This window comes from Candidatus Poriferisocius sp. (genome assembly GCF_965219775.1).
In the GTDB taxonomy this organism is placed as follows: domain Bacteria; phylum Actinomycetota; class Acidimicrobiia; order Acidimicrobiales; family Bin134; genus Poriferisocius.
This window is the reverse complement of sequence record NZ_OZ244793.1, coordinates 2,105,591-2,131,673: the sequence shown is the minus strand read 5'-3', so window position 1 is coordinate 2,131,673 and position 26,083 is coordinate 2,105,591. Positions and strand designations below refer to the sequence as shown.

The window sequence follows — 26,083 nt, the reverse complement described above, 5'->3', positions numbered from 1 at the left end:
CAGCGGCGGTCGTTGCTATCGGGTGCTGGCCGCCACGGTGTGTGCCAATGCTGCACAACGCTTCGCTCGCTCGACTGCTTTGGTGGCGACTCCGGGGGCAACGTCGTCAGGTTCGTACTGTGCCCTGGTCTTGAGTGGTAGTAGCCGGCGAAGATCCTTCTCAATGCTGGCGCCGTCGGGTCCTGCCTGCCTGAGAAGGGCCAGCACTTGGTCGTGGTCCTCACCGGCGGCACGTTGACCGACGCGGGCGCCGCAGACAGCATCGGCTGAATTGATCCCGGCGTGGATGGCCAGGCTGGTGGCGGCGATGTAGCGATTGGACTCGAGTTCGCTGGCGGCTGCATCGGCGTATTCCTGGGCCTTGGCCGCATACGCCCGAACTTGTGCGGCGGTAACCGGTCTGGTTCGTATGGGTCTAGCCATGAGCCTCTCCTCGCAGCTCCTCAAGTGTCACTCCACGGATGACGATGCCATCACGGGCGATGTCCTGCCACACCTGTTGTTCGCCCGCGAGCTTGGTTGCGGCCTCGGCCTGGTCAGCTTCCAAGACCTCGACGGGATTGCCCGTGATGGCGAAGACATGTGTTCGCCACTGCTCCATACTGGAGGCCCAACCTTCGTCGTCTTCAGCGACGCCTGTGGGCCGGAGGATGAGGGCATCGATGTCGCTGTAGTGGTCGGCCTCACCTCGGGCGAAAGAACCGAAGACGACCACGCTGGCGGGCTGAGGTTGCATCTCATCAGTGGCGTCCCTGATGAGATCTAGGGCGTTCTCACGCGAGCGCGAGAGTTCTTGCAGGGTCTTGGCGACCACATGCTGCGGATTGAGCCGGAACAGCGACGCCGGAGGCACTTCTCGACGTTCAACCAGGCCCAGCTCAACGAGCCCAGGCAGCACCCGCGACGCCTGGGCCGGGCTGACGTTCGAGAGCCGAGCCACGGTACGCAGGTTGAGTTCGGCGGTGGTCTCGGCCAGAACGGCCAAGACTCGCCCTTGCGTTCCTGGGATCACGGCCTCCACCGGACGTACAAAGTCCACGTCGGCAAGGCTACCTCTTTGCACTCGGAAGTGAAACAAGTGTTTCGTTTCTGAGACAGATGGGACCCGAGTCCACGACCGCCGAGAAAGACGTAACCCCGGCCGTTTGCCTGAGCAGGGACTTTTCCGGGGTCTTCAGGGGTCATGCTACCCGCCTGGCAATGCGGATGGCGTCGCAAATCGGACTCTCGGCTCTGACATCCGGGAGTAGGTTGCTTCTCGGCCATTGGCGGACTCACCGGAGTTGCGATCCGCTGAAACGATGGCAGTTTGGCCGTGTCCCTGAATGGCATGGAGATCGCGGTATCTTGGCCACGATCGCAGAGTGCGGGACGTCGGCACAGCGGGGAGGACGCCATGACACGGCCAAACGAGGAGGCGGTGCGTCAGGAGCTCATGAGGTTGAGAGAGGCTAAGAAGCATCAAAGTTCTATCTCGACTGAGAATCCGCGGGCCTTTGGTCGCCGGGTGGCGGACAAGATGTTCGAGGAGCACATCAGATCGCGAACCGCCGTCGAGGAACGGGGCGAGAGCTGAGGCGGCGCTTCGGCCCCGAGGCTTGCGACCTGACTCGGGTCGAGGAGCGGGTTGGGGGCTAGAGGTAGGCGTCGAGGGCGTCTCGGATCACTTGGCTCTGGGACTTTTCCTCGGTTTCTGCTCTTTGCCTGATTCGGTTCTTGTAGCTGGGTGATGCCCGGAAGGTGTACACCTCGGCGCGTGCTTCCCCGATTCTCGGGGAGCGACGGTGTGTCCGTTTGATGCGGCCGAGTTCGTCGGGGGTGAACTCGCGACGTTCAAATTCCACAGCGATGGCCTCGATCTCCTGGCCAGCCACGGCACTGCTCGGTTCGGTCTCGGTGCTCATGGTCGTTCTCCGACGAGATAGGTGTGGAAGACCGGGCGCAGCGGCATGGCGTGGATGATCAAGTCGTCGTCGGTGGCCTGGAGGTACAGCAGCTCAAGCAAGTTGCCCGCGCGATCGGGTCCGTTGCAGAGGCTCTTGGTCGGTTCATGGTCCCTTCTAATGTCATAGAAACCCAAGGGGTGCTGCCAAGCGTGCCGGATGTCGTCGTTGCCCAACCCGTGCCGGTAGGCCGACCCGAGCATCAGCACAAGCTAAGCGTAACACGCCTAAGGGGGGCATCGCAGAGGGGTGAGGAAGGGGCTGGGAAGGAAGAGTCGGGGTGGTTGCTGGTGCCGTACAGTGAGGGGGAGTGACGGGGGGAGGTGCTGCTGACTATCTCGGGCCGGAGCAGCTCGCTCGCGTCGAGATTGATGAGCAGCTCAGGGCTTGTGGGTGGGTGGTGCAGGACAGTCGGAGCCCAGCAGTCGGTGCCAGTCAAGGGGTGGCGGTCCGGGAGGTGCGAACGGCGGTGGGCCCGGCAGACTACGTGCTGTTCGTGGATCGCCAGGCCGTGGGCGTGATCGAGGCGAAGAAGCTGGGCACCACGCTCACCGGGGTGGAGTGGCAGACCCGCAAGTACCAAACTGCGTTGCCCGATGAGTTGCCTGCGTTCCTGGTCGACGGTGCCCTCCCCTTCGGGTACGAGTCGACGGGCACGGAGACGAGGTTCACCTGCGGCCTCGATCCCAGCCCCACCTCCAGGCGTGTCTTCAGCTTCCATCGTCCCGAGACCTTGGCCCGCTGGCACGAAGACCATGTGAGGTTGCACCAAGGCGAAGTCGACGGGGGTAAATTCGCAACGCTTCGAGGTGGCCTCCAACTCCTACCCGAACTCGAACCCTCCGAGCTGTGGCCCGCTCAAGAAGAAGCCATTCGCAATCTCGAGCAGTCGCTGAAGCAGAATCGGCCCAGAGCGTTGATCCAAATGGCCACCGGATCGGGCAAGACTTTCACCGCCGCCAACATCTGCTACCGGCTGCTCCGCCACGCCGGAGCCAACCGCATCCTGTTCCTGGTGGACCGGGCCAACCTGGCCCGCCAGACCATCCGCGAGTTCAAGGGCTTCAACACCCCTGACGACGGCCGCAAGTTCACCGAGCTCTACAACGCCCGCCGCCTCACCTCACCGCACCTCGACATCGGCGAGGAATCGGCCGCCAAAGTCCACGTGGCCACCATCCAACGCATCTACTCCATCCTCCGAGGCGAAGAGCTGGACGACAACCTCGATGAGCAGTCGAGCTTCGAAATGACCCCGGAGCGACCGGTGGAGGTCGCCTACAACCCGTCGCTGCCCATCGAGGCCTACGACGTGATCATCATCGACGAGTGCCATCGCTCGATTTACGGGGTGTGGCGCCAGGTGCTCGAGTACTTCGACGCCTTTCTCATCGGGCTGACCGCAACACCGGGCAATCAGACCTTCGGGTTCTTCGACCAGAACCTGGTGATGGAGTACGGCCACGAAGCGGCGGTGGCCGACCGGGTGAACGTCGACTTCGACGTGTTCCGCATCCGCACCAAGATCACCGAGTCAGGCAGCCAAGTCGAAGCCGGCGAGATGACCGAGTTCCGTGACCGGGAGACCCGGGAGAAGCGCATGGAGCGTCTCGATGAGGACATCGAGTACGCCTCCGGCGACCTCGACCGCAAGGTGGTCGCCCCCGACCAGATCCGCACCGTCATTCGCACCCTGCGCAACTCGATGCCCATGATGTTTCCCGACCGGGCCGTACGGGACGATGGTCGGCTTGAGTGGGTCCCCAAGACCCTCATCTTCGCCAAGGACGACAGCCACGCCGACGACATCGTGCAGACCGTCCGCGAGGAGTTCGGCCTGTCGAACCAGGGCGCGGTGAAGATCACCTACAAGGCCGCCAGCGGCGGTCACCAGCCCGAGGATCTGCTCCGGGAGTTCCGCAACGGCCACGAAACCCGCATTGCCGTCACCGTGGACATGATCGCCACCGGAACCGACGTCAAGCCCATCGAGTGTGTGGTCTTCATGCGGATGGTGAAGAGCCGGAGCTTCTTCGAGCAGATGAAGGGTCGCGGTGTGCGCGTCATCAGCGACGACGACCTGCGCATCGTTACCCCCGGTGCCACCACCAAGGACCGCTTCGTGCTGGTGGACGCAGTCGGAGTCACCGAGGCCATGCTGCATGACTCCACTCCACTTGACCGCAAACGCAGGGAGAGTTTCGACAAGCTCCTCAACCTCATCGGCCTGGGCGTGACCGACGAGGATGTGGTCTCCTCGGTGGCCTCCCGCCTGGCCCGACTGGACAAGCGGATCAGCGGCTCTGACCGCACCGAACTCGAAGAGATCGGTGGCATCAGCCTCCCGCAGCTCGCAGGCCAGTTGCTGGAGTCCCTCGATCCCGAGCGCCACCACGCCGCCGCCCAAGCCGCCACCGGCCTGGACGATCCCGACGCCGACCAGGTGGCAGACGCCCGAAAGAAACTGGTTGAAGAAGCACTGCAGCCCCTGGCCGCCAACCCCGAGTTCCGTGAGAAGCTGATCGAGGTCCGTCGAAGGTACGAACAGGTCATCGACAGCAATTCGCGGGATCAGGTGATCTCCGGCGAGTTCTCCAAGGAGGCCACCGATCGAGCTCGCCGCACCGTGGAGTCGTTTCGTCAGTTCATCGAGGACAACCGAGATGAGATCACCGCCCTGCAGGTGCTCTACAACCAGCCCTACGGCGGCGGCCTCACCTTCCACGACATCCGGGAACTGGCCAACGCCATCAGCCGCCCACCTCGAAGCTGGACCCCCGAACTGCTCTGGGAGGCATACGAGACTCTCGACGCCAGCAAGGTCCGGGGCTCCGGGCTCAGGGTGAGCACCGACCTGGTGAGCCTCGTTCGCTACGCTCTCGGCACCAGCGACGAACTCATCGCCTACACGAACCTCGTGGATGAGCGTTTCGACGCCTGGCTACTGCAGCAAGAGAACGCCGGCAACACTTTCAGCCCCGACCAACTGGTTTTCCTCCATATTGTCAAGGACCACCTGGCCGGAAGCCTCACCATCACCAATCACGACCTCATGGCAGGCCGCTTCAGCCAGCACGGCGGCCTCGGCCGAGCCCGCCAACTCTTCGGCGACGACCTCAGGCCCCTGCTTGACGAACTCACCCAGGCCCTGGCCGCATGAAGCGCGAACTGCCCGAGGGGTGGGAGTGGGTCCCGCTTGGGGAGGCTTGCGAAGTAGTCCTTGGCCAGTCTCCACCGGGGAGCAGCTACAACTCAGGCGGCCAGGGAATGCCTTTCTTTCAGGGGAAGGCAGAGTTTGGTGAGAGATTTCCGACGATCTGCAAGTGGACTACAGAACCAAAGCGAATGGCTCCCCTAGGTGCAACGCTGCTATCCATTCGGGCACCGGTGGGGCCAACGAATATTGCCCCGGTCGATTGTGCAATTGGCCGAGGCCTTGCGGCACTCTGTCCAACTGACCTCGTAAAGGGCAAGTATCTCTTTTGGGTGATGCGGAGCACAGCACCTCGACTCGCCGAAAATGCCACAGGGAGCACCTTTGAGGCTGTCAATGGCAACCAGGTTCGATCTCATCCAATTCCGATCGCCCCACTTGAAGAACAAGAACAGATCGTCGCTGCTATCGAGGAGCATCTCTCTAGCATTGCAATAGCTCGTGAACAAATTGATCGAGCGATGGCCCATGCTGATATACTCGGGCGAAGGATACTCAGTACCGCCTTCTCTGGCCGTCTGTTGTCTATTGATGACAACAGAAAGGATCTGGCTCATCGGAGAGGTCGAGATATAGCTGAACTTGAGCAGAATACTGTATGACTGCTGATCCGCAGGCGATGGTCCAGAAGCTGTGGGACTTCTGTGATGTGCTGCGGGATGACGGGCTGTCCTACGGCGACTATCTGGAACAGCTCACCTATCTGCTGTTTCTGAAGATGGCCGATGAGCAGTACGAACTGCTCGGCGAAGACCGGGTGGTACCCGAGGGGTTCGACTGGCCGTCGCTGTTGAGCCTGTCGGGTGCTGACTTAGAGGATCACTACAACGACATCTTGTCCGACCTCGGCGTCGCGAAGGACATGCTCGGCGTTGTCTTCCGCAAGGCTCGGAACAGGATCCAGAATCCGGCCAAGCTTGAACTCCTCATCAAGGATTTCATCGACGACCATGAGTGGCTCAGCCTCGATGCCGACCTCAAGGGCGATGCCTACGAGGCCCTGATCGAGAAGACCGCCCGGGAAGGCGCACGGGGAGCGGGCCAGTACTTCACGCCTCGGCCGCTGATCTCGGCGATCGTGGACGTGATGCATCCCGAACCGCTGCATCGCATCTGCGATCCGGCGTGCGGAACGGGTGGGTTCTTTCTCGGAGCCTACGATTCGATCACGAAGCGGTTCCCGACGCTCGACCCCGACCAGCGCGATCATCTCCGGTCGGGCGCGTTCACCGGCTGGGAAATTGCCGATCTGCCCGCTCGCCTGTGTGCCATGAACATGCTGTTGCACGGCATCGAGAGCCCTGAGTCCGACTCGCCGGTCCACGTGGATGACGCCCTACGGGACGACCCTGGCGAGCGGTTCGACATGGTGCTGACCAACCCGCCGTTCGGACGGTCGTCGTCCGACAGCTATGAGCGTGAGGACTTCTGGGCGACCACCAAGAACAAGCAGCTCAACTTCGTCCAGCACGTCGTTGGGTTGCTCAAGATTGGCGGTGCAGCCGCGGTGGTGGTGCCCGACAACGTGCTGTTCGAGGCCGGGGCGGGCGAGACCATCCGGCGTCGGCTCCTGCATGACTGCGACGTCCACACCCTGCTCCGGCTGCCAACCGGGATCTTCTACGCCCAGGGAGTGAAGGCTAACGTGCTGTTTTTCGAGCGCCGGGAGGGTGCGGAGCACCCCTGGACGCGCGACCTGTGGGTCTACGACCTACGGACCAACATGCACTTCACGCTCAAGCAGAAGCCCATCACGCGGGCCGACCTGGAAGACTTCGTCCACTGCTACAAGCCTGGTGCCCGCCATCAGCGTGTCGAGTCGGAACGGTTCAAGAAGTACACCTACGACGAGCTGATGGAGCGCGACAAGGTCAGCCTGGATGTGTTCTGGCTGCGAGACGAGAGCCTCGAAGACATCGACAACCTCCCCGCCCCCGGCGTCATCGCCGCCGAGATCGTCGAAGACCTCGAAGCCGCCCTCGAAGAGTTCCGCACCCTCGCCGAAAACCTCGGCGATTTGTCAGGAGATATCGCACAGTGACCTACGGACGAGGACGATGAGTCGCCCAATCACTGTTGCAGCCATTGCCTCGGAGGCTGAGATGGATCTAGAAGAAGCGCTTGTAACCCTCTGGGATGCAGGCTTTGATGATTTGGAGACTGGGGACGACGTTATTCCTGCCAAACGGGCAAATTCTGCGAGAACAGCTCTACATATTGTTCCTACACGTGCTCAGACTCGAATTGACTACTGGTTGAAGAGCCTCAATATTACCAGAGAAGAATTTTCCGCTGAGCTTGCTGAGATAGGTGTGGAACTATCTCCTCGAGCTAGGACTCTACCAAAGGGAGCTCTGCGGAAACTCAAAAGAAGATACCTCTTGAAACCTGCTTCACCTGATGCACCGCATGAGCCACTGAACCCATGTCCACCGTTTGAGTGGGCTACTGTGGGTAAGGAGTGTCAAATCACCCATTTGTCCCGCAAGGATGTTCTTGCAGTGCATGACGCACTCGTTCGAGATTTTGCAGCCTCTGATGATCCCATCAGCCCGCCAGGAGTCCGAGACGAAAACCTGCTCATCTCAGCCATAGAGCGGCCTCAAACTAGCCTCGGCGATCAGCGTAAGTATCCGTCAGCAGAAATGGCTGGGGCAGCACTCCTCCACTCGATAGTCATGAATCATGCTTTCAGCAATGGCAACAAGCGAACCGGTCTTGTCTGCCTCCTCACTTTCCTTGACAAGAACTCTATTCTTCCTACCTGTACTGAGGATGACCTATTCAAGCTGACGCTGCGATTGGCACAACACCGGCTGGTTGAACAGCATTGCGACCAATTGGCAGATAGAGAAGTACTTGAGGTTGCCAATTGGATACTAGGCAATTCACGCTCCATTAGCAAGGGTGATCGTCCGATGTCCTGGCTGAAGTTGAAGCGTATATTGAGGGACTTTGGATGTAGTTATGAGACTGCTCCTGGCAAAGGAAGTCGATTGAATATCTATCGTACACTTGCAAGCGAATCATGGGTCAAAAGACACCGGACTAGGAAGTTAAGCATTCAAGTTGCATATGGGGGCGATGGAACCGAAGTTGAACGCAACACTGTGAACTATGTGAGAACCAACCTCATGCTCGATGAAAATCACGGCATTGATTCAAAGGTGTTTTACGAGGCTGAGTCTGAACCAGATGACTTTATCCAGGAGTATCGTACGCTGCTTCGCCGGTTGGCTCGTCTGTAATTGGGGACAGACAGTACCCGTTACAGCGTGAGGAGCTTTGTCAGAAGTGCCAGCCCTCGGAGCGGGTGGCAACCATGAGGTGTCGTTCGAGGGCAGGGAGATGGTTCAACTTGAGTCCGAGCAGTTTTGAGAGCGAGGACGGAGTCAGTTCCTCTCGGTGGTAGGCATCGAGCACCAGGCGCACGAAGGGCTTGCCCTGGTCTCGGAGGACCATGGTGTGCGGTTGGGGCCCACCACTCGATTGGCGCCGCCGGTCCCGCTCCTTCTCTCGCTGCTGCGCGTAGGCCAACAGATACTCTCTGCGCCGCTCAAGGTAGAACTCCCTCGTCGTTCGCCGGAGGGTCAGCAATCGGCGAAGGACTGCTTCGCGACTCACGCCGTACTGCTCGGAGAGGTCAGCGAGTACATGGTCGTCCCACTCACGTCGACCCGCTGGACGCACGGCTTCATGGCTGAGGAGCGATGCGGCCGGCAAGAGGACGGCGCCCGCGACCGCATTGCACCACGTCTCGATCCGCCGCTCCTCACCATGGTCAGGCTCAAACAGGTCGCAGAGTCCGCCCTTCCTGAGTGTGAGGTGGGCGAACTCGTGCAGGAGGGTGAAGACCTGTCCACGCGGGGCATCGAGTGCGTTGATCACCACCACAGGGATCCCATCCGATCCCAGAGAGAAGCGGAACTTGAGCGTCAGGGAACTTGCGAAGCTCCCGGAGGTTGGGGGTCTTCTACGCGGGGGTGTGGGTGGGTTCTAGGTAGATGCGGGTGGCGGTGGGGACGGCGGTGCGGAGGCGGGACTCGACGTTGGCGATGGCGGTGGGCATCTGGTCGCCCGATACGTCGTCGGCGAAGTCCACTTCGGCGGCCACCAGCAGTTCTTCGGGGCCGAGGTGCTGGGTGCGCAGGTCCACCACTCGTTCGATCTCCGGCGAGTCCCCCAGGGCGGCCAGCAGCTTGGCCCGATCCTCGGCGGTGGCGCTCTCCCCGATCAGCAGGCTCTTCATCTCGATGGCCAACACCACGGCGATCACCGCCAGCAACACCCCGATCACCAGGGTGCCCACCCCGTCCCACATGGGCTCGCCCGTGACCTCGGCCAGCACCACGGCCACCAGCGCCACCACCAAGCCGAGCATGGCCCCCAAGTCCTCCAGCAGGACCACCGGCAACTCCGGTGTGCGGGACCGGCGGATGAACGTACCCCACGAGAGCCGACCCCGCACCCGGTTGGACTCCACGATGGCGGTACGGAACGACAGCGACTCCACCACGATGCCGAACACCAGGATGCCGATGGCCACCCACAGCGCATCCAGCTCGTGGGGATGGCGCAGCTTCTCGATCCCCTCGTTGATGGCGAACAGCGCCCCCAGGGTGAACAGGATGATGGCCACCACGAACGACCAGAAGTACCGCTCCCGGCCGTAGCCGAACGGATGGCGGGGCGAGGGCTCCCGTTTGGACAACCGCCCACCCAGCAACAACAGGGCCTGGTTGCCGGTGTCGGCACAAGAGTGAACGCCCTCGGCCAGCATCGAGGCCGACCGGGTGACGGCGAAGCCCACGAACTTGGCGATGGCAATGGCCAGGTTGGCGAACAGCGCGGCCAACACCGCCTTGGTACTGCCCGACGCCGCCATACCCCCATGAGTAGCACACCCAGGCCGGGTAATCTCGGTTCGTGTTCAGCATCGAGACCGACGGCCCCGTCGCCCGCATCACCCTGGCCAACCCGAAACGGCGCAATGCGCTGGGCCTGCAACTCATGCAGAAGCTCACCGAGGCGCTGGGCGAGTTGGGCCCCCGCACCGACATCGGGGTGATTGTGGTGGCCGCCGAGGGCCCGGCCTTCTCCGCGGGCCACGACCTGTCGGAGATGGTGGACCGGGACCCCGAGTTCTACGACGGCCTGTTCGCGGCCTGCACCCACCTCATGGACGCCATCCGGGAGGTGCCCCAGCCGGTGATCGCCGAGGTGGCGGGCGTTGCCACCGCCGCCGGGTGCCAGTTGGTGGCCGCCTGCGACCTGGCGGTGGCCTCCACCGAGGCCACCTTCGCCACCCCCGGCGTGCGCATCGGCCTGTTCTGCTCCACCCCCATGGTGCCCATCTCCCGGGCGGTGGGCCGCAAGCGGGCCATGGAGATGCTGCTCACCGGCGAACCCATCGACGCCGACACCGCCGCCCAGTGGGGCCTGGTGAACCGGGTGGTACCCCCCGACCGGCTCCGGGAGGCCACCGACGAACTGGCCGCCCGGATCACCCGCTTCAGCGACCACACCATCGCCATCGGCAAGCAGGCCTTCTACCGCCAGCTCGACTGCGGCGAACCCCAGGCCTACGACCTGACCCGCCAGGTGATGGCGGCCAACGCGGCCACCGACGACGCCCAGGAGGGCATCGACGCCTTCTTGGCCAAGCGTCCCCCCTCGTGGTCGGGACGACAAGGGCGATAGCGTTCCGCCCATGGGTACCGTTTTCGCATCCGTTGACGAAGTGCCGGGGGCGGTCGGGCGCCACCTGGGGTGGAGCGACTGGATGGAGATCACCCAGGAGCGGGTGAACCAGTTCGCCGACGCCACCGGCGACCACCAGTGGATCCACATCGACCCCGAGCGGGCCGCCGCCGAGAGCCCCTACGGCACCACCATCGCCCACGGCTACCTCACCCTGTCGCTCACCAACATGTTGCTGCCCGACCTGATCACCGTGGAGCAGATGTCGATGGGCATCAACTACGGCACCAACAAAGTGCGGTTCCCCGCCCCCGTGCCGGTGGGGTCGCGCGTCCGGGTGGGGGCCGAGCTGAGCGCCGCCGAGGAGATCACCGGCGGTGTCCAGGCGGTGGTCACCATCACCGTGGAGGTGGAGGGCAGCCCCAAGCCCGCCTGCGTGGTGGAGAGCCTCACCCGGTACCTGAGGTGACCCACGTGGCGACCCCCGCACCCCACCGGGGTTGACGGCCATGGCCAAACGCAAACGCTCTCGCACAGCCACCCTGGAGAGGGCGCCGATCTCCGATCCACCGGTCCGCCCTGGACTGGTGGGCCCCCGCCGCCGGGTACCCCGCCACATCCCGCGGCCCCCCTACGCCCGCACGGGCGAGCCGGGCCCTGCGGTGTCGGCCCCGGTGCGCAGCGCCGCCGAGATCGCCGCCATGCGCCGGGCGGGCCAGATGGCCGCCGAGGTGCTGCTGTTCGCCGGCCGGTTGGTGGCACCGGGGGTGACCACCGAGCGCATCGACGCCGAGGTCCACGAGGAGATCGTGCGCCGGGGGGCCTATCCCAGCCCGCTCAACTACCGGGGCTATCCCAAGTCGGTGTGTACGTCGGTGAACGAGGTGATCTGCCACGGCATCCCCGACAGCCGACCGCTGGCCGACGGCGACATCGTCAACATCGACGTCACCGTGTATCTCGACGGGGTCCACGGCGACACCTCGGTCACCTTCGAGGTGGGCGAGGTGGACGACCACTCCCGCCTGCTGGTGCGCGAAACCCGGGCCGCCATGTACCTGGGCATCGAGGCGGTGCGGGACGGGGCGCCGGTCTGCGCCATCGGCCAGGCCATCGAAACCCACGCCCGGACGCACCGCCTGGGGGTGGTGCGGGAGTTCATCGGCCACGGGGTGGGCACCGAGTTCCACTCCGGCCTGCAAATCCCCCACTACTACGACCGCCGCCACACCACCCCGTTGACCACCGGCATGAGCTTCACCATCGAGCCCATGCTCACCCTCGGCGCACCCGACCTCTACGTGTGGGACGACCAGTGGACGGCGGTGACCGCCGACCAGCGCCGCAGCGCCCAATTCGAGCACACGCTGCTGTGTACCGGCGACGGGATGGAGATTTTCACCCGCACCCCGAGCGGTGAGGGCGCCGCCGAGGTTTACGCCCGAGACTGATCTTCGGGGCCTCGGTTCCAGTACCAGGCCAGGCCGCGCACCCCGGTGCCGGGGCCCGAGGGGCGAGGGTCAGCCCGGTTCGTCCCAGTACCAGGCCAGGCCGCGCACCCCGGTGCCGGAGTTGATCATCATGGCTTGGCCGAAGCCGCTGATGAAGGCGTCGGCGGGGGTCGCCTCGGCGGTCACCGCGGCCAGCAGCTCGGCGGCCCGCTCGGGAACCTCGGCGTGGAGGCTCACCAGATGCAGGCGGCCGGTGGCGTCGGCGGGTCGGGTGCGTCGCCAGATGCCGATGATGCGCTGGTGGGCGGCCTCGTCGCTGAGGGCGGGCCGCAGCTTGCCGATGGCCCCGTCACGGATGTCGAACAGGGGTCGCAGGCCGAGCCGATTGCCCGCCCGACCGGCCAGGCCGGGCACCCGACCGCTGCGGATCAACTGATCGAGGTTACCCAGCGCCCCCACCAGCTTCACCCGCCGGGCCACCCACTCGGCCCGGTCCACCACCTCGTCCAGGCTCATCCCGGCCGCGGCGGCTCGGGCGGCGGCCACCGCCACCAGGGCCTGGCCTCCGGCGGCCGTCCGGCTGTCCACCACCGCCACCGGACCGGTGGCGCCCTTGGCGGCCAGCACCGCCGACTGGTGGGTGCTGCTCAAGGTGGACGACACGGTGACCACCACCACGCCCTGGCCCTGATCACACTGGGCGATGGCCTGGGCGAACGCCCCCGGAGACGGACTGGAGGACGAGTGGTTCCGCGCCCCCAGAATCTCGGCGGTGTCGAGTTGGCCGTCGGCCACCGTTCGGCCGTCCACGGTGATGGCCAGGGGGACCACCCCGATGTCCCAGCGGTCCCGCACCTCGGCGGGTAACGCCGCCGTGCTGTCGGTGACGACGCCGACGGGCATCTAGCGCTCTCCGATGCCTGGGCGCCGACCCGTCACGACGCTTCCCGATCGACCACCGGACGCACGGTGGCCGCCGAGGCCAGCACCAGCAGGCCGGAGGCCAACAGCACCGACCGGGTGCCGGGCAGCCCCGCCCGGTTCAGCCCGTCGCCGATGGCGCCGGCGCCCAGCGCGGCCACCCCCAAACCGATGCGGATCACCACGTGGAACGCTGAGAAGGCCAACACCCGTTCCTCCTCCAGGGGGATGCGGGCCTGCAGCGCGCTCATCCCCGAGGTGAGGGCCACCGTGGCCCCGGCCCCGAACCCGGCCGCCCCCAGAAACGTGAGCCAGACCGCCGGGCTCTGACTCATGAGGGCCACCAGCGCCCCCATCACCAGGGCCCCCCGCCGGGTGAGCACCAGCAGATCCACGTGGCGCGAGCGGTGGGTGAGGGCCAGACCGACGCCCGCCCCGGCGCCGAACAACACGATGAGCACCCCGTACTCGATGTCGGAGGCGTGCAACTCCTCTCGCACCAGCTTGATCCCCAGCGAGAACAGGGCCCCCAACCCGACGGCGGCCGCCGCGGTGGCGGGCAGCACCCGGCGCACCAGCGGCACCGACCAGGCGTCACGCAGCCGGGGGGAACCAGCCGCCGGGCCCCCAGCCACCGCCGGGTCCTCAGCCGCCGCCGGGCCCCCAGCCGGAAGAGCCTCGTCGGTCGTCCCTTCCTCGACGGACAAGGCCCGACCCCGTAGGCCCAGGGCCCGGGCGATGAACCAGGCCGACACCCCGAAGGTGAGGGCGTCGAGCCAGAACACCAGGGCGTAGGGGTGCGACCCCAGCCAGCCGTCGTCCAGCGGGAGAGCGGCGAACGCGGCGAACAGGCCCGCCCCCACCGGGATGTTGCCGTACGAGGAGCCCATCATGGCGGCGTTGGCCAAAGGCAGGTCCGCCTCGTCCACCAGATCGGGGATGGCGGAGTCACGCGAGGCCAGGAACACCACGCTGGGGGCCTCCAGCAGGAACGCCCACAGATACACCCACCACAACTCCTGCACGAAGGGGACCACCGCGATCATCCCGGCCCGCAACAGGTCCATGGTGATCATGGTCCGGCGGCGGTCCCAGCGTCGCACCAGCTTGGCGGCCAGGGTGCCCCCCAGCGCGGCGGGGATGAGCCGGAAAGCCAGGATGCCCCCCACCGCGGTGGCCGAGCCGCTCAGATGGTCGACCAGGGCCATGAGGGCAAAAGTGCCCATCCAGTCGCCGAGCGCGGAGGCGCCTTGTCCGACGAGAAGGCGACGGAAGTCGACTTGGGTGCGAAGGCTCAACGGCCTGCGGTCACCCAACCGTCGTTGTCGAACACCAGTCGGTGGGCGGCGGCCCGCCAGCGGTGGGGCGTGGGCAGGGGCTCATTGCCGAGCACGCGCTTGATCAACATGGGGGCCACGATCACGGTGGCGGCGATGGCGGCCCGCCCGTCGGCCACCAGCAAGAGGAAGGGGGGCAACGCGGGCAGGGTGATGAACACCACCAGGCCGGTGTGGCGCAGGAGGCGGCCCAGGGCCAGGCCTCCCAGCAGGAAGAGGGCGGCGGGCCAGGCGATCACGGCGAAGGCGCCCAACGCGGGCGACAGGCCCCGCCCCCCGGCACCGTTGAGGAACAGCGACCAGTTGTGCCCGATCACCGACACGGCCCCGGCGAAGGCCATCAACAGCCAGCGGTCCCCGGCCAGGAACGGGCCCAGGGCCCCCTTGCCCACATCGCACAGGCCACCCACCACCAGGGGGGCGAACCCGGCCACCCGGTACAGGCCCGTGCCCGACACCGTTCCCGAGCCCACCTGGCGCAAATCGGTTCGGGCCAGCGAGTGGGCGATGAGATAGGAGAACGGCACCGCGCCGACGGCAAAAGCCACCAACAGCACCATCGTCCCCCACATCAAGAGAGATTCTGCCCCATGACGGGGCGGAATTGCCACAGATTGCCGAAGTTCATCGGCGGTGACTCCGGCGGCGGGGGCGGTCGGCGTGCCAAGATGGGCCGAGATGAGTTCTGGGGAGCGAACCCGCTTGCTTCTGATCCGCCACGGTGAATCGGAGGTCACGGTCAAGCAGATCATCGGCGGTGATTTGTCGTGCACCGGCCTGTCGCCGCTGGGCCGCCGCCAGGCCGAGGCCCTGGGGGCGCGCTGGGCCCGGGGGCATGAACCCGACGTGGATGTGCTGTGGGCCAGCACCCTGCCCCGGGCGATCGAGACCGCCGAGGTGCTCTCCCCCTCGTTGGGCGACCTGGAGGTACACACCCACCCCGATCTGGTGGAGCGGCGGCCCGGCGAGGCCGACGGGGTGGGCTACCAGGAGTTCCGCTCCCTGTTCGAGTGGACCGGCGACACCCACCCGCACCTGCCGCTGGCGCCGGGCGGGGAGAGCCTGGCCGCCTTCTCCTACCGCACCGGGCGGGCGCTGTACGAGCTGGTGGAGGGACATCCGGGCGCCACCATGATGGTGGTGTGCCACGGCGGGGTGATCGACATCGCCATGCGGCTGTTCATGGGGTTGGGAATGAACCTGCAGTTCATGCTGTGGACGCTCAACACGGCGATCACCGAGTTCGTCACCACCGACGAGCCCGGCGTGTGGCGGCTGGTGCGCTACAACGACGCCGCCCACCTGGCCGGGTTGCCCGACCGTACCGACCCCTGAGGGCTCAGTCTCCTGAGGGGCCGGCCTGACGAGGGGCAGTCCTCCCGGACAGTCAGCCCACCGCCACAGTGCCGGGATCGGTGGCCGTGAGTTCGCCGACCACCGCCGCGGTGTGGCCCGAGGCCCCGAGGTGGGCCACGGCGTCGGCCGCCCCGGAGGGCGGGCAACAAAACAGCAGACCGCCGGAGGTCTGGGCGTCGGCCAGCATGGTCAGGGTCCGGTGATCGGCGTCGCCCCGGACCCACGGTCGCACGTGATCCAGGTTGCGGGCCGTGCCGCCGGGGGCGAAGCCGTCGTCGAGGAGATCCCAGGCCTGCGGCAGCACCGGCACGGCGTCGCTCCGGATCACCGCGCCCACGCCGCTGGCCGCGGCCAGCTTCTGGAGGTGACCGAGCAAGCCGAAACCGGTGATGTCGGTGGCCGCGGTGGCCCCGGCCTCGTGCGCGGCGGCGGCGGCAAGGTTGTTCAAGCGGGTCATCTCGGCCACCCCGGCCTCGTAGGCGGCGGCCAACGGGCCCCCGGGCGCCACCGAGGAGGGTTCCGAACGCTTGACGGCGGTGGCCAAGAGTCCGGTTCCGAGCGGCTTGGTGAGCACCAGCGACTGGCCGGGCCGCCCGCCCGCGTTGGTGAGCAAGCGGCCTTCCTCGACCTCCCCGGTGACGGCTTGGCCGTACATCGGCTCGGGGCCGTCCACGGTGTGGCCGCCCACCACGGCCCAACCCCCCTCCTCGGCGGCGGCCGCCCCACCGGCCAGCACCGCGGCGAGGATCTCGAGGGGGAGTTCATCACGGGGCCAGGCCACCAGGTTCAGCCCGAACGTGGGCGTGCCCCCCATGGCGTAGACGTCGGAGGCGGCGTTGGCGGCGGCGATGCGCCCCCAGGTGTGGGGGTCGTCCACCACGGGGGCGAAGAAGTCGGCGGTGGCGATCAGGGCGCGGCCGTCACCCAGCCGCCAGGCGGCGGCGTCGTCACCGGTCTCGGTGCCCACGATCACGTTGGGGTGGGTTGGCGTTGGCAGTGAGCGCATGACCTGCGCCAGCTCGGAGGGCCCGAGCTTGCCCGCTCAACCGGCGCCGTGGCTGTAGGCCGTGAGTCTTCCCGTTTGCGGGTTCACCCCCCCGACGCTACCGGCCCGGTGTACTGCCGGTGCGCGAGAAATGGTTTGGCTAGCTTTGTCGGGATGACTTGCCCGAACAGAGCGGCGCAGCCGTGCCGGAGCCGCCGCCGTAGCCGGGGGGAGGCCAGGTGAGCGACCCGCCTGAGCGTCGGGCGCCGCCGGGTTGGTACGCCGAACAGGGCGGGCCTGACTACCGCTATTGGGACGGGGGGGCTTGGGCCAGGCCCGCGAGTGGGCGGTCGGGAAGCCCGATCCGACTCTTCGGTGGCCGGGGTTCATCCACCCGCCGGTGGGCGGGGCTGGCCTGCATGGGCGCGGGGGTGGCCTTGGTGGTGGTCGGTCTGTTCCTCCCCTGGGCGGAATCCGACGGGCTACGGCAAAGCGTCCTGGACGACGGCATACCGTGGCTGGTGCTCCCGGCCGGGGTGGCCGACTCCTGGTTGCTCGTGGCCTTGGCCTCGTGGATGTTGTGGGCGCTGGTGACGACGGTGGGGTCGGGCGGCGGTCGAGGGGTGGCCACGGTGATGGTGGTGACGGGTGTGGCGGTGATGGGTTTCTGCGTGGTGGAAGGGCTGGCCATCGACGACGAACTCGACAAGACGGGGGCTCGCGTGGGAGCCGGGTTGGCCGTGACCTACGTGGGTGGGGCCGTCGCCGCCATCGGCGGCGCGCTGCTCCGAACCCGCCGCTGAAGCCCGCTCAGGACTGGGTGAGGGGGATTTCCACCACCATCTCGGTGAACTCGCCCGGCTGGGTGTTGACGGTGATGGTGCCGCCGTGCTCCCGGATGATGTCGTTGGACAGGGCCAGGCCCAGGCCGGTGCCCTCGTTGGTGGGCTTGGTGGTGAAGAACGGGTCGAAGATCTTCTCGACCACGTCGGCGGGAATGCCGTTGCCGTTGTCCCGCACCCCGAGGATGACCTTGTCGTCGGTGCGGCGGCTGGTGAGCACCACGGTGGGGGCGTAGTCGCCCACCGTTCCCGCCTCCATGAGTTCCTTCTGCTTCTTGTTGGTGGCGTAGCCCGCGTTGGCCACGAAGTTGAGGAACACCCGGCCCAAGTCCTGGGGGACCACCTCGACCTCGCCCATGTCGGGGTCGAACTCCTCCTCCAGGGTCACCTGGAACTCGGGATCCTGGGCGCGGGCGCTGTGGTAGGCCAGCAGGGAGTGCTCGTGGATGAGGTCGTTGATGTTGGTCATCTGGGCCTCGCCCCCGCCCCGGCCCATCAACAACATGTCCTGCACGATGCGGTTGGCCCGCTTCCCGTGGGACTGGATGCGCCCCAGGTTGTCGTGCAGGTCCTGGGTGATCTCCTCCAGCAGCGTCTTTTGCTCCTCGGAGAGGTGCTCGGCCAGCTCCTCCATGATCTCGGCCATCTCCTCGAGGAGTTCGTCGGAAGCGGCCGAGAAGTTGTTGATGAAGTTGAGCGGGTTGCGGATCTCGTGGGCCACGCCCGCGGTGACCTCCCCCAGGGCGGCCAGCTTCTCCCGGGCCACGATTTGGTCTTGGGCCTGGCCCAGCTCCTCGAGCACGGTCTGCAGCTCGTCGTTGCGCTCGCCCAGCTCCCGGGCCAGTTCCTCCACCAGGTTCAGGCGCTGAATCTCCAGAGCGTGGCGGCGGAACACTTCCAGGGCCGACGCCATCTCGGCAATCTCGTCCTGGCCGCGAATCTCCACCTCCTCCTCCAGCTCGCCCTTGGCCAGCGTGCGCATCCGCCCCGACAGCCGACCGATCCGCCGCAACAGGAGCCGTCCCACGAACAGCCAACTGATGAGCGCGGCCCCGGTCACCCCGACGGCGCTGATGATGATCAGCAGGATCCGGGCCGTGCTGATGGTCTGCGCGGAGTTCTCGGTGGCCTGATCGGCGCCGGCTTGGGCCTCCTCCACCAGGGCGTTGACCTCGTCCAGCAGCTCCTCGGCCAGCACTTGGTTCTGGGCCAGGAGGCTGCCCTGGCGCTCGATGATCCGCAACCGGTCGATCGGGACCACGAACGGGCTGTCGGTGCCGTCGGCCAGGCCCAGCAGGCCGCCGACCGCCGTTTGCAGTTCGGGAGCGATGTCCATGTCCGAGATGGCGGCCAGGCTGATCTGGATGCGGTCGGTGGCCGACTCGAACCTCTCCTGCAGGGGCTCGACGAACTCGGCGGTGGAGGCGATGAGCGCGCTTCCCATCAACTCGGACACCTGGGCGACGTCGGCCTGCAGGGCGTTGAGGTGGCGGTACAGCAGCAGCTCCTCGGCCGACGTTCGGGTGATGACGTTGGTCCGCGCGGATTCCTGGTCGCGATACCCCGTGGCCTGGAAGAAGAGCTGATCGTCGATGGCGGGCAACAGGATGCTGTTGGCTTCGCCCTGCAGGTTGGGAATGTTGGCCTGCAGGCTCTCGATCTTGCGGGTCAAGATGAAGTACTGGGGCATGTCGGCGGTGATGGTGTCGATGTTGGCGTCGAGCGAGTCGACGGCGCGGGCGATGCCCTGGACGTGGGGGTTGTCGGGGTTCTCGACGGTCAGGGGCTCGAACTGCTCGTTGAAGGCCTCCTGCACGGCGCCCACCTCATCCGAAATGGCCGAGAACTGGTTGGGCGGGGCGGTGGTGAGCCGGGGGGCGGCGGCCACCAGGGCGCTGCTGAACTCCGCCAGGGAGAACGCACCGGCGAGTTCCGGCACGCTTTCCTCGCTGACCCGCCGCTGGCTGCTGTCCACGTTGTTGAAGGAGATCCAACTCACGATGCTGGCCACGATGGTGAGGGCCACGGCGGCCACGATGCTGGCGTAGAGCTGGGTGGAGATCCGGCGGTGGATCGCCGGTCGCTGCCCCCCGGTCACCGGGCCCTCCGACGGCGATTCCGTCGAGGCGGTGGGCTCGGGGGCGGGGTCGGTCATGAGCCGGTGTCCTGGAGCGACGTCGCCGGACGGTACCGGCCGTCGGCGTCGATGACGGTCAGGAAGACGGCGTCGGAACCCTGGTTGTCCACCGTCCGATCGGCCTCGTCGCCGAAGTCGAACGTGAACCCGCCGATGTCGATCACGCCTCCGCCCAAGAGGTGCTCCAGGAAGCAGTCGCGGGTGGGCTCGGGGCCGCATTCCCGGAGCCCGGCAATGGCCAGGCGGCCGGCCAGATAGCCCTCCAGCGACACGAACCCCGGTTCCACTTCGGGGTTGTATTCGGCCAGGGCCGCGGTGTAGGAGGCCACCACCGGGATGGACGTGTCGAGGGGGAAAGGCACCACCTGGGTGACGTAGACCCCCTCCCCCTCCGCGCCGAGTTCGTCGGCCAGGGCGTTGCTGCCCACAAAGGAGATGGTCATGAAGACCGGATCGAAACCGACATGGCGGGCCCAGTCGATGAGCGCCGCCACCGGCTGGTAGGCCCCCACCAGGATGACGGCTTCGGGTGCTCCCCGGCGGAGATCGAGCAACGCCGACTTCACCGCCGTGGTGTTGCGGGGATACACCCCCGTGGCCACCGGGGCCATCCCCCGCCGTTCCAGGGCGGCCAGGGCCCCGGTGCGCCCCGCCCGGCCGAAGGAGTCGTCCTGGAACATGATGGCGATGCGGGTGATGCCCAGGTCGGTGGTGAGCCGCTCCACCATCTCCTCGGTTTCCTGGGCGTAGGAGGCCCGCAGGTTGACGATGTTGTCCCAGTCGTCGTCGCGGAGAAAGCCCGCCCCGGTGAACGGCGCCACGTAGGGCACGCCGAATTCGGCGGCGATGGGAGTGGCCGATCGGGAGGTGGGCGTGCCCACCGCGCCGATGAGGGCGAAGACCCGGTCGAAGTCGATGAGGATCTGGGTATTGGTGATGGCCGCCTCGGGCTCGTAGAAGTCGTCGCGGGAGGTCAGCTTGAGGATTCGTCCGTGGACGCCGCCTTGGCGGTTGGCTTCCTCGAAGGCCGCCAGGATGCCCCGCCGCATGTTGATGCCCAGCTCCTGGGCGGGGCCGGTGAACGCGGCCGACTGTCCGAACAGGATCTGGTCGGGGTAGACCCCGGGCACCGTGTCGTCTGCGGGATCCTGGGTGGGATCGGGTTCGACGGTGGCCGTCGGATCGGGGTTCGAGGGGTCGGGATCGGGATCGGCGGAGCCGCACCCGGTGGCCATCAGGGCGGCGGTGACCACGCCCACGCCGACCAGCCGCATCCTGCGCAGGACGGACGGCTCGGCGGGCGTCACGACTCGGAGGGAATCACGAGCTTGAGGTGATTGCGGTCGTTGTCCCGGCGGTACTCCAGGTCCTGGCCGATGGTGCGGACCAGATGCAGGCCCAGGCCGCCGATGGGCCGTTCGGACAGCGGCAGCGTCAAGTCGGGCTCGGGGGCGTCGGCCAACGGGTCGAAAGGGGCGCCGTCGTCGGTGAGCGAGATGGTGAGCCCGCCGTCGTTGGAGTCCAGGTCCAGTTCGATGGCGGTCAGCCCCCCGGTGTGGCCGTGGGTGAAGGTGTTGAGCACCAACTCCTCCAACACCAGATTGGCCTGCATGGTCAGGGTGACCGGCCAATCCTCGGCTTCGGCCATCTCCTTGAGGAGTTCCTCGATCCGGGCCAACGCATCGGCGGGCTTGCGTTCCTCCGTCGGGTGGGAAAGGCGCAACGACCGGTGCATGTCAGCCGGTCCGGTTGGCGGGACGGACCCTCGGTGGCCGGGCGGTCACCCCCATCAGGTGTGTCGCAGGGTGAGGCAGGTGATGTCGTCGGACTGGGGGGCGTCGCCCGCGAAGCCGCGCACCGCTTCGAACACGGCCTCGTTGGCCGCCAACGCCGAGGCAGGCGGGCGGGCCTCGAACACCTCGTACAGGCGCTCCATGCCGAACTGTTCCCGGTGCTCGTCCATGGCCTCGGTGACCCCGTCGGTGAACAGCACCACGGTGTCGCCGGGCGACAGGGTGACGGTGTTCTGGCTGAACCTGATGTCCGAGGCGATGCCCAACGCCACCCCGTCGGTGGAGGCCATTTCCGAGACGTTGCCGTCGGCGCTGACCAGAAGCGGGGGGTCGTGGCCCGCGATGGAGTAGGTGAACGACCCGGTGGTGGGGTTGTAAAGGGCGTACACCATGGTGACGAACATGAAGGTGGGGTTGTCCTGGTGGAGCTGGTTGTTGACCTCGGCCAGGGCCTTCTCCGGTTGGCGCAGACCGATGGCGGCCCCCTTGAGGGCGGTGCGACTGGACATCATGAACATGGAGGCGGGAATGCCCTTGTCGGAGACGTCGGCCACCACCACGGCGATCTCGTCGTCCATGGGGAAGAAGTCGTAGAAGTCGCCGCCGATGTTGCGGGCCGGTTCCATGTTGGCGGCCACCTCGTAGTCCTCGGTGACCGGAGAGTTCTTGGGCAGGATGGACTGCTGGAGTTGGCTGGCGATGCTCAGCTCGTTCTGCAGGGCCACGAGCTGGTCGCGCGACGACAGGGCCTCCCGCCACTCCGACAGGTGGTCCAGGGTGCGGCCGATGGTGATCTTCAGGTCGTCGAAGTCGATGGGTTTGGTGACGAAGTCGAAGGCGCCCCGGTTCATGGCCGTTCGGATGTTGTCCATGTCGCCGTAGGCGGAGATGATCACCGCCCGGAGATTGGGGTCCACGCCGGGAAGCTGCTGGAGGAGGGTCAGGCCGTCCATCTTGGGCATGTTGATGTCGGACAGCACCATGTCGATGGTCTGATCGGCGTTGAGCATGTTCAGCGCCTCGACGCCGTTGGGGGCGAACACGAACTCGTACTCGTTGGAGCGGATGTGGCGGCGCATCCGCTGAAGGATCAGGGGTTCTAGATCGGGCTCGTCGTCGACCACCAGGATCTTGTAGGGCTTGGACAAGGGTTCACCCCTTTTCGGCGTTGGCGACCACCACGACCGTGTGCTTGTCGGTGGGGGACAACGGGGCTACCCCTTCTTGGCGTCGTCGACCGAGGAAAAGACGTTGATGATCTGGTCGAAGCCGCTGATGCGGAACACGTCGCCCACCGATTCCGACAGCGAGCAGATGCCGAAGGACTTCTTCTGCTTGTCCAGGTTCTGGGCGGCCAATAGCAGGACCCGCAGCCCGGCGCTGCTGATGTACTCGAGACCGCCGAGATCGAGGATGACCTTCTGGTCGCCGTCTTCGATCATCCCCTGCAGGCTGTCCAGGAAGTCCGACGCGTTGGATCCGTCGACCCGTCCGGATGCGCTGACAACCAGGGTGTTGTCCGAGCGGTCATGGCTGAATTCCATCGTGGTACCTCACTTGTCGGGGCTTGTGGGGAATTGTCGGGACTTGTCGGATCGTGCCGCCGAAGGCGACGTCAACCGGCATCTTACACCCGCCGGGGTGGGCACAAGCAGCCCCCCTACCGGGATGACGCCGTGAGGGGCGGCGGTGGAGCCAGGGCCGGCGGGTGGTCGGCCCGTGGTCTGTGAGTGGTCTGTGAGTGGTCGGCCCGTGGTCTGTGAGTGGTCGCCGCTCAGCGGGGCTGCGACAGGATGAGGGCGCTGGTGGGCACGGCGGTGCCCGCGGTGGCCAACACGTTGTCCACGTTGTCGATCTGGTTGACCGAGGTGCCCCGGATCTGGCGAACGCCCTCGGCGATGCCGTTCAGCCCGTGGATGTAGGCCTCGCCCAACTGGCCGCCGTTGGTGTTGATGGGCAGGCGGCCGTCGCGCTCCAGGTGGCCGTCTCGGATGAAGTCCTTGGCCTCCCCCCGGTCGCAGAAGCCGAACTCCTCGAGCTGCGGGAGCACCAGGGGGGTGAAGTGGTCGTAGATGATGGCGGTTTGGATGTCGTCGGCGGACAGGCCGCTGGACTGGTAGAGCTGGCGGGCGCACAATCCCATCTCGGGGATGCCGGTGATGGAGTCGCGGTAGTAGCTCCTCATCATGTGCTGGTCCTCGGCCGCCCCCTGCGCGGCGGAGGCGATGACGGCCGGCTTCTGTTGGAGGTCGCGGGCCCGCTCGGCGGTGGTCACCAACAGGGCCTGGGCGCCGTCGGTTTCCTGGCAGCAGTCCAGCAGGTGCAGGGGCTCCACGATCCAACGGCTGTTCTGGTGATCCTCCAGGGTGATGGGTCGCTGGAAGAAGTGGGCGAGGGGGTTGGTGGCGGCGAAGTCCCGGTCCACCACCGACACCCGCCCGAAATCCTCGGAGGTGGCCCCGTACTCGTGCATGTAGCGGGTGGCGAACATGGCCACCCAGGAGGCCGGGGTGACCAGACCGAACGGCGAACTCCACGAGAAGCTCACCTCGGAGGCCTCGGCCCCGGCGGGCCGGTCCTGCACCCCGGTGCCGAAACGATGCCAGGAGCGCTCGTTGAAGGCCCGGTAGCACAGCACGTAGTCGGCGGCCCCCGAGTAGACGGCCTGGCAGGCCACCGCGATCACCCCGCAGGCCGCCCCACCGCCGTGGTGGACCATCGAGAAATGGGTCAGCTCGTCGATCCCCAGGTTGCGGGCCAACTCGATCTCGGGGTTCTGCTCGGCCGAGTAGGTGACCATGCCGTTGACCTTCTCGGGGGGCAGGCCCGCGTCCTCGCAGGCGGCCAGGCAGGCTTCCACGGCCTGGTCCATGGGGGTGCGGCCCGAGTCCTTGGTGAACGGGGTGGCGCCGATACCGGCGATGGCGCAGTGGTAGGCGTACTTCAGGGCCATGGGGTTCTCCGGGGGTTGCTCCTGGTGGCGTTCTATTGGCGGGGCAGGGCCAGATCGACGGTGCCGGTCACGTGGGGGCCCCGGCTGTTTTGGCCCTGGAAGGTGATCTCGGCGATGGCCTCGCCGTCGGCTTCCCGCTTGGCGGTGACCGATCCCGACATGGTCATGCAGTCGTAGGGGTAGTTGGGGGCGCCCAGTCTGATCTTCAGGTTCTTGAACACGGCGTGGGGTCCGGCCCAGTCGCCCACGTAGCGGGCGGACAGGCCGCTGGAGGTCAGGATGTTCATGAAGATGTCCTCCGATCCCTTCTGGATCGCCCGATCCCGGTCGTGGTGGACGTCCTGGTAGTCGCGCGAGGCAATGGCGGTGGACACGATGAGGGTGGGGGTGATCGGAATCGGGCACAGCGGCAGCTCGTCGCCCACGCTCACCCCGTCGAACGTGAGGGTGGCGGGGTTGGGGGGCACCCGGGCGGGGCGGAACACCGGCACGTTGACGTCGTCGTGGGTTTGCCGGTGCCAGACCTCCAGCGGCATGCCCACCCGGAGCTGATCGGGTTGGCAATCGGTGATGTTGGAGACCAGGCGCACCCCCTCGTCCAGCTCGACCAGGCCGATGCTGAGGGGGTAGTCGAAGGCGGGGACCCGGGGATGGTGGGCCACCACGTAGGAGTAGAGGGTGCCCTTGCCGGAGACCACCGCGTAGCCGGTTTCGGTGGACCCGCAGGCCGGGCAGCGGACTCCCGGTGGGTGCTGGAGTTGGCCGCACCTCAGGCACTGTTGGATGCGCAGCTCGCCTACCCGACTGCCCTCCCAGAAGAAGTCGGTGTCCTGGTTGCGGCTGGGGCGGGGTCGGGGCGGGCGCTCGGTGGGTTGGTCGGCGCTGCTCTCGGGGTTGGCGGTGCGCCCGGTGCCGGGGCGGAACTTGAGGATGCGGAAAAACATGGAGCCCACGTGGTTGCCGTGCTGGTCGTGGAACTCGGTCTCGGTGGTGACGAAGTGGCCGACGCCCAGGGCGGTGTGCTTCTCGTCGGACACGTCCACCAGCTTGCCGACGGTGCTGAGATGATCGCCGAGGGTGAGGTAACGGTGGTAGACGTGCTCGGAGTTGGTGGCCACCACCCCCACGTAGCCCGCCTCGTCCAACTGGGCGTACACCTGTGTGGCCGGATTCTGGGGTTCATTGTCCCGGGGCACCAGGCCGACCATGGTCCAGGCGTTGAGCATGGCGGGCGGGGCCACGATCTGGCCGTGGGGTCCGTCTCCGGCGGCGTCGGGATCGGTGTAGAGGGGGTTGGTGTCGCCCATGGCGTCGCACCAGTGGCGGATCATGGGCTGGTTGACCGGGTCGCGAGCGGTGCTCGGGGCGCTGGTGCTGCCCACGTCTCGGCGCAGTTGGGCCACGAAGTCCCCCGGCTGCGTATCGGCCATCTCTTTGTTCATGGGCTCACC

The 26,083-nt window shown here is 66.5% G+C and carries 26 protein-coding genes; 9 read left to right on the top strand and 17 right to left on the bottom strand.

The window, feature by feature from the left end; all coding sequences use genetic code 11:
- Nucleotides 1-15 precede the first annotated feature (15 nt).
- The 4 genes from ACOQPQ_RS09475 to ACOQPQ_RS09460 all read right to left on the bottom strand — a co-directional run bounded on the left by ACOQPQ_RS09475 (nucleotide 16) and on the right by ACOQPQ_RS09460 (nucleotide 2,152).
- Complete coding sequence (locus tag ACOQPQ_RS09475) at nucleotides 16-423, bottom strand: DNA-binding protein (RefSeq protein ID WP_420639197.1); 408 nt, start codon at nucleotides 421-423, stop codon at nucleotides 16-18.
- The gene (locus tag ACOQPQ_RS09470; protein ID WP_420639196.1) at nucleotides 416-1,039 is read right to left on the bottom strand and encodes a nucleotidyltransferase domain-containing protein; all 624 of its coding nucleotides are present in this window, start codon (nucleotides 1,037-1,039) and stop codon (nucleotides 416-418) included. The genes ACOQPQ_RS09475 and ACOQPQ_RS09470 overlap by 8 nt, the downstream gene beginning before the upstream one ends.
- Before the next feature lie 595 nt (nucleotides 1,040-1,634).
- On the bottom strand, nucleotides 1,635-1,904 hold the full coding sequence (locus ACOQPQ_RS09465; RefSeq protein WP_420639195.1) for a ribbon-helix-helix protein, CopG family: 270 nt from the start codon (nucleotides 1,902-1,904) through the stop codon (nucleotides 1,635-1,637).
- A complete protein-coding gene (locus ACOQPQ_RS09460) occupies nucleotides 1,901-2,152 on the bottom strand; it encodes a hypothetical protein (protein WP_420639194.1) in 252 nt (83 codons plus the stop codon). The genes ACOQPQ_RS09465 and ACOQPQ_RS09460 overlap by 4 nt, the downstream gene beginning before the upstream one ends.
- A gap of 260 nt (nucleotides 2,153-2,412) precedes the next feature.
- Between ACOQPQ_RS09460 and ACOQPQ_RS09455 the strand changes: the two genes are divergently transcribed.
- The 4 genes from ACOQPQ_RS09455 to ACOQPQ_RS09440 are packed head-to-tail and all read left to right on the top strand — an operon-like array spanning nucleotide 2,413 to nucleotide 8,405.
- Nucleotides 2,413-5,103, top strand: coding sequence for a DEAD/DEAH box helicase family protein (locus ACOQPQ_RS09455; RefSeq protein ID WP_420639193.1), 2,691 nt, complete (start codon nucleotides 2,413-2,415; stop codon nucleotides 5,101-5,103).
- Complete coding sequence (locus tag ACOQPQ_RS09450; RefSeq protein WP_420639192.1) at nucleotides 5,100-5,759, top strand: restriction endonuclease subunit S; 660 nt, start codon at nucleotides 5,100-5,102, stop codon at nucleotides 5,757-5,759. The genes ACOQPQ_RS09455 and ACOQPQ_RS09450 overlap by 4 nt, the downstream gene beginning before the upstream one ends.
- On the top strand, nucleotides 5,756-7,198 hold the full coding sequence (locus tag ACOQPQ_RS09445) for an N-6 DNA methylase (protein ID WP_420639191.1): 1,443 nt from the start codon (nucleotides 5,756-5,758) through the stop codon (nucleotides 7,196-7,198). The genes ACOQPQ_RS09450 and ACOQPQ_RS09445 overlap by 4 nt, the downstream gene beginning before the upstream one ends.
- A 16-nt stretch (nucleotides 7,199-7,214) precedes the next feature.
- Nucleotides 7,215-8,405 carry a type II toxin-antitoxin system death-on-curing family toxin gene (locus ACOQPQ_RS09440; protein ID WP_420639190.1) on the top strand — a complete coding sequence of 397 codons (1,191 nt, stop codon included), beginning with the start codon at nucleotides 7,215-7,217 and terminating at the stop codon, nucleotides 8,403-8,405.
- A 40-nt stretch (nucleotides 8,406-8,445) separates the two neighbouring features.
- Here the strand turns inward: ACOQPQ_RS09440 and ACOQPQ_RS09435 are convergent, their stop codons facing one another.
- Nucleotides 8,446-9,096, bottom strand: a complete 651-nt coding sequence (locus ACOQPQ_RS09435) for an ImmA/IrrE family metallo-endopeptidase (protein ID WP_420640384.1) — start codon at nucleotides 9,094-9,096, stop codon at nucleotides 8,446-8,448.
- A gap of 34 nt (nucleotides 9,097-9,130) precedes the next feature.
- Nucleotides 9,131-10,042: a cation diffusion facilitator family transporter gene (locus ACOQPQ_RS09430; RefSeq protein ID WP_420639189.1), complete on the bottom strand. Its 912-nt coding sequence runs from the start codon at nucleotides 10,040-10,042 to the stop codon at nucleotides 9,131-9,133.
- Between the two features lie 41 nt (nucleotides 10,043-10,083).
- Here ACOQPQ_RS09430 and ACOQPQ_RS09425 point away from each other — a divergent pair, with 41 nt between their 5' ends.
- Genes ACOQPQ_RS09425 through map form a run of 3 tightly spaced genes read left to right on the top strand, consistent with a single transcriptional unit; the run spans nucleotide 10,084 to nucleotide 12,308 of the window.
- Nucleotides 10,084-10,857 (top strand): enoyl-CoA hydratase, encoded by a 774-nt coding sequence (locus ACOQPQ_RS09425; RefSeq protein WP_420639188.1) that lies wholly within the window; start codon nucleotides 10,084-10,086, stop codon nucleotides 10,855-10,857.
- A 10-nt stretch (nucleotides 10,858-10,867) separates the two neighbouring features.
- The gene (locus tag ACOQPQ_RS09420) at nucleotides 10,868-11,326 is read left to right on the top strand and encodes a MaoC family dehydratase (protein ID WP_420639187.1); all 459 of its coding nucleotides are present in this window, start codon (nucleotides 10,868-10,870) and stop codon (nucleotides 11,324-11,326) included.
- A 40-nt stretch (nucleotides 11,327-11,366) separates the two neighbouring features.
- Nucleotides 11,367-12,308 carry a type I methionyl aminopeptidase gene (map, locus tag ACOQPQ_RS09415; protein ID WP_420639186.1) on the top strand — a complete coding sequence of 314 codons (942 nt, stop codon included), beginning with the start codon at nucleotides 11,367-11,369 and terminating at the stop codon, nucleotides 12,306-12,308.
- A gap of 69 nt (nucleotides 12,309-12,377) precedes the next feature.
- Here the strand turns inward: map and ACOQPQ_RS09410 are convergent, their stop codons facing one another.
- Genes ACOQPQ_RS09410 through ACOQPQ_RS09400 form a run of 3 tightly spaced genes read right to left on the bottom strand, consistent with a single transcriptional unit; the run spans nucleotide 12,378 to nucleotide 15,138 of the window.
- A complete protein-coding gene (locus ACOQPQ_RS09410; RefSeq protein ID WP_420639185.1) occupies nucleotides 12,378-13,211 on the bottom strand; it encodes a DegV family protein in 834 nt (277 codons plus the stop codon).
- Between the two features lie 32 nt (nucleotides 13,212-13,243).
- Entirely contained in the window at nucleotides 13,244-14,527 is a 1,284-nt protein-coding gene (locus ACOQPQ_RS09405; RefSeq protein ID WP_420639184.1) for an MFS transporter, read from the bottom strand.
- The gene (locus ACOQPQ_RS09400; RefSeq protein ID WP_420639183.1) at nucleotides 14,524-15,138 is read right to left on the bottom strand and encodes a glycerol-3-phosphate acyltransferase; all 615 of its coding nucleotides are present in this window, start codon (nucleotides 15,136-15,138) and stop codon (nucleotides 14,524-14,526) included. The genes ACOQPQ_RS09405 and ACOQPQ_RS09400 overlap by 4 nt, the downstream gene beginning before the upstream one ends.
- A gap of 106 nt (nucleotides 15,139-15,244) precedes the next feature.
- On the opposite strand from ACOQPQ_RS09400, the gene ACOQPQ_RS09395 reads away from it, so the two are divergent.
- Nucleotides 15,245-15,901, top strand: coding sequence for a histidine phosphatase family protein (locus tag ACOQPQ_RS09395; RefSeq protein ID WP_420639182.1), 657 nt, complete (start codon nucleotides 15,245-15,247; stop codon nucleotides 15,899-15,901).
- 52 nt (nucleotides 15,902-15,953) lie between these two features.
- On the opposite strand, the gene selD is transcribed toward ACOQPQ_RS09395, so the two are convergent.
- Nucleotides 15,954-17,015 (bottom strand): selenide, water dikinase SelD, encoded by a 1,062-nt coding sequence (gene selD, locus ACOQPQ_RS09390; RefSeq protein WP_420639181.1) that lies wholly within the window; start codon nucleotides 17,013-17,015, stop codon nucleotides 15,954-15,956.
- Between the two features lie 311 nt (nucleotides 17,016-17,326).
- Between selD and ACOQPQ_RS09385 the strand changes: the two genes are divergently transcribed.
- The gene (locus ACOQPQ_RS09385) at nucleotides 17,327-17,710 is read left to right on the top strand and encodes a hypothetical protein (protein WP_420639180.1); all 384 of its coding nucleotides are present in this window, start codon (nucleotides 17,327-17,329) and stop codon (nucleotides 17,708-17,710) included.
- A 7-nt stretch (nucleotides 17,711-17,717) separates the two neighbouring features.
- Here ACOQPQ_RS09385 and ACOQPQ_RS09380 read toward each other — a convergent pair whose 3' ends face one another.
- The 7 genes from ACOQPQ_RS09380 to ACOQPQ_RS09350 form a co-directional block, all read right to left on the bottom strand.
- Entirely contained in the window at nucleotides 17,718-19,904 is a 2,187-nt protein-coding gene (locus ACOQPQ_RS09380; RefSeq protein WP_420639179.1) for a sensor histidine kinase, read from the bottom strand.
- Nucleotides 19,901-21,193 carry an ABC transporter substrate-binding protein gene (locus ACOQPQ_RS09375; RefSeq protein WP_420639178.1) on the bottom strand — a complete coding sequence of 431 codons (1,293 nt, stop codon included), beginning with the start codon at nucleotides 21,191-21,193 and terminating at the stop codon, nucleotides 19,901-19,903. The genes ACOQPQ_RS09380 and ACOQPQ_RS09375 overlap by 4 nt, the downstream gene beginning before the upstream one ends.
- Nucleotides 21,190-21,621 carry an ATP-binding protein gene (locus tag ACOQPQ_RS09370; protein WP_420639177.1) on the bottom strand — a complete coding sequence of 144 codons (432 nt, stop codon included), beginning with the start codon at nucleotides 21,619-21,621 and terminating at the stop codon, nucleotides 21,190-21,192. The genes ACOQPQ_RS09375 and ACOQPQ_RS09370 overlap by 4 nt, the downstream gene beginning before the upstream one ends.
- Before the next feature lie 54 nt (nucleotides 21,622-21,675).
- Nucleotides 21,676-22,827 carry a PP2C family protein-serine/threonine phosphatase gene (locus ACOQPQ_RS09365; RefSeq protein ID WP_420639176.1) on the bottom strand — a complete coding sequence of 384 codons (1,152 nt, stop codon included), beginning with the start codon at nucleotides 22,825-22,827 and terminating at the stop codon, nucleotides 21,676-21,678.
- Between the two features lie 66 nt (nucleotides 22,828-22,893).
- On the bottom strand, nucleotides 22,894-23,223 hold the full coding sequence (locus ACOQPQ_RS09360) for an STAS domain-containing protein (RefSeq protein WP_420639175.1): 330 nt from the start codon (nucleotides 23,221-23,223) through the stop codon (nucleotides 22,894-22,896).
- Nucleotides 23,224-23,453: 230 nt separating this feature from the next.
- A complete protein-coding gene (locus ACOQPQ_RS09355; RefSeq protein WP_420639174.1) occupies nucleotides 23,454-24,632 on the bottom strand; it encodes a lipid-transfer protein in 1,179 nt (392 codons plus the stop codon).
- 32 nt (nucleotides 24,633-24,664) lie between these two features.
- Nucleotides 24,665-26,074, bottom strand: a complete 1,410-nt coding sequence (locus ACOQPQ_RS09350; RefSeq protein WP_420639173.1) for an FAS1-like dehydratase domain-containing protein — start codon at nucleotides 26,072-26,074, stop codon at nucleotides 24,665-24,667.
- Nucleotides 26,075-26,083 lie beyond the last annotated feature (9 nt).

Coding starts and splice junctions, on each gene's coding strand:
- ACOQPQ_RS09475 (WP_420639197.1), bottom strand. CDS start 423: ATGGCTAGACCCATACGAACCAGACCGGTTACCGCCGCACAAGTTCGG.
- ACOQPQ_RS09465 (WP_420639195.1), bottom strand. CDS start 1,904: ATGAGCACCGAGACCGAACCGAGCAGTGCCGTGGCTGGCCAGGAGATC.
- ACOQPQ_RS09450 (WP_420639192.1), top strand. CDS start 5,100: ATGAAGCGCGAACTGCCCGAGGGGTGGGAGTGGGTCCCGCTTGGGGAG.
- ACOQPQ_RS09445 (WP_420639191.1), top strand. CDS start 5,756: ATGACTGCTGATCCGCAGGCGATGGTCCAGAAGCTGTGGGACTTCTGT.
- ACOQPQ_RS09440 (WP_420639190.1), top strand. CDS start 7,215: ATGAGTCGCCCAATCACTGTTGCAGCCATTGCCTCGGAGGCTGAGATG.
- ACOQPQ_RS09430 (WP_420639189.1), bottom strand. CDS start 10,042: ATGGCGGCGTCGGGCAGTACCAAGGCGGTGTTGGCCGCGCTGTTCGCC.
- ACOQPQ_RS09420 (WP_420639187.1), top strand. CDS start 10,868: ATGGGTACCGTTTTCGCATCCGTTGACGAAGTGCCGGGGGCGGTCGGG.
- map (WP_420639186.1), top strand. CDS start 11,367: ATGGCCAAACGCAAACGCTCTCGCACAGCCACCCTGGAGAGGGCGCCG.
- ACOQPQ_RS09410 (WP_420639185.1), bottom strand. CDS start 13,211: ATGCCCGTCGGCGTCGTCACCGACAGCACGGCGGCGTTACCCGCCGAG.
- ACOQPQ_RS09400 (WP_420639183.1), bottom strand. CDS start 15,138: ATGTGGGGGACGATGGTGCTGTTGGTGGCTTTTGCCGTCGGCGCGGTG.
- ACOQPQ_RS09395 (WP_420639182.1), top strand. CDS start 15,245: ATGAGTTCTGGGGAGCGAACCCGCTTGCTTCTGATCCGCCACGGTGAA.
- ACOQPQ_RS09385 (WP_420639180.1), top strand. CDS start 17,327: ATGGGCGCGGGGGTGGCCTTGGTGGTGGTCGGTCTGTTCCTCCCCTGG.
- ACOQPQ_RS09380 (WP_420639179.1), bottom strand. CDS start 19,904: ATGACCGACCCCGCCCCCGAGCCCACCGCCTCGACGGAATCGCCGTCG.
- ACOQPQ_RS09370 (WP_420639177.1), bottom strand. CDS start 21,621: ATGCACCGGTCGTTGCGCCTTTCCCACCCGACGGAGGAACGCAAGCCC.
- ACOQPQ_RS09360 (WP_420639175.1), bottom strand. CDS start 23,223: ATGGAATTCAGCCATGACCGCTCGGACAACACCCTGGTTGTCAGCGCA.
- ACOQPQ_RS09355 (WP_420639174.1), bottom strand. CDS start 24,632: ATGGCCCTGAAGTACGCCTACCACTGCGCCATCGCCGGTATCGGCGCC.
- ACOQPQ_RS09350 (WP_420639173.1), bottom strand. CDS start 26,074: ATGAACAAAGAGATGGCCGATACGCAGCCGGGGGACTTCGTGGCCCAA.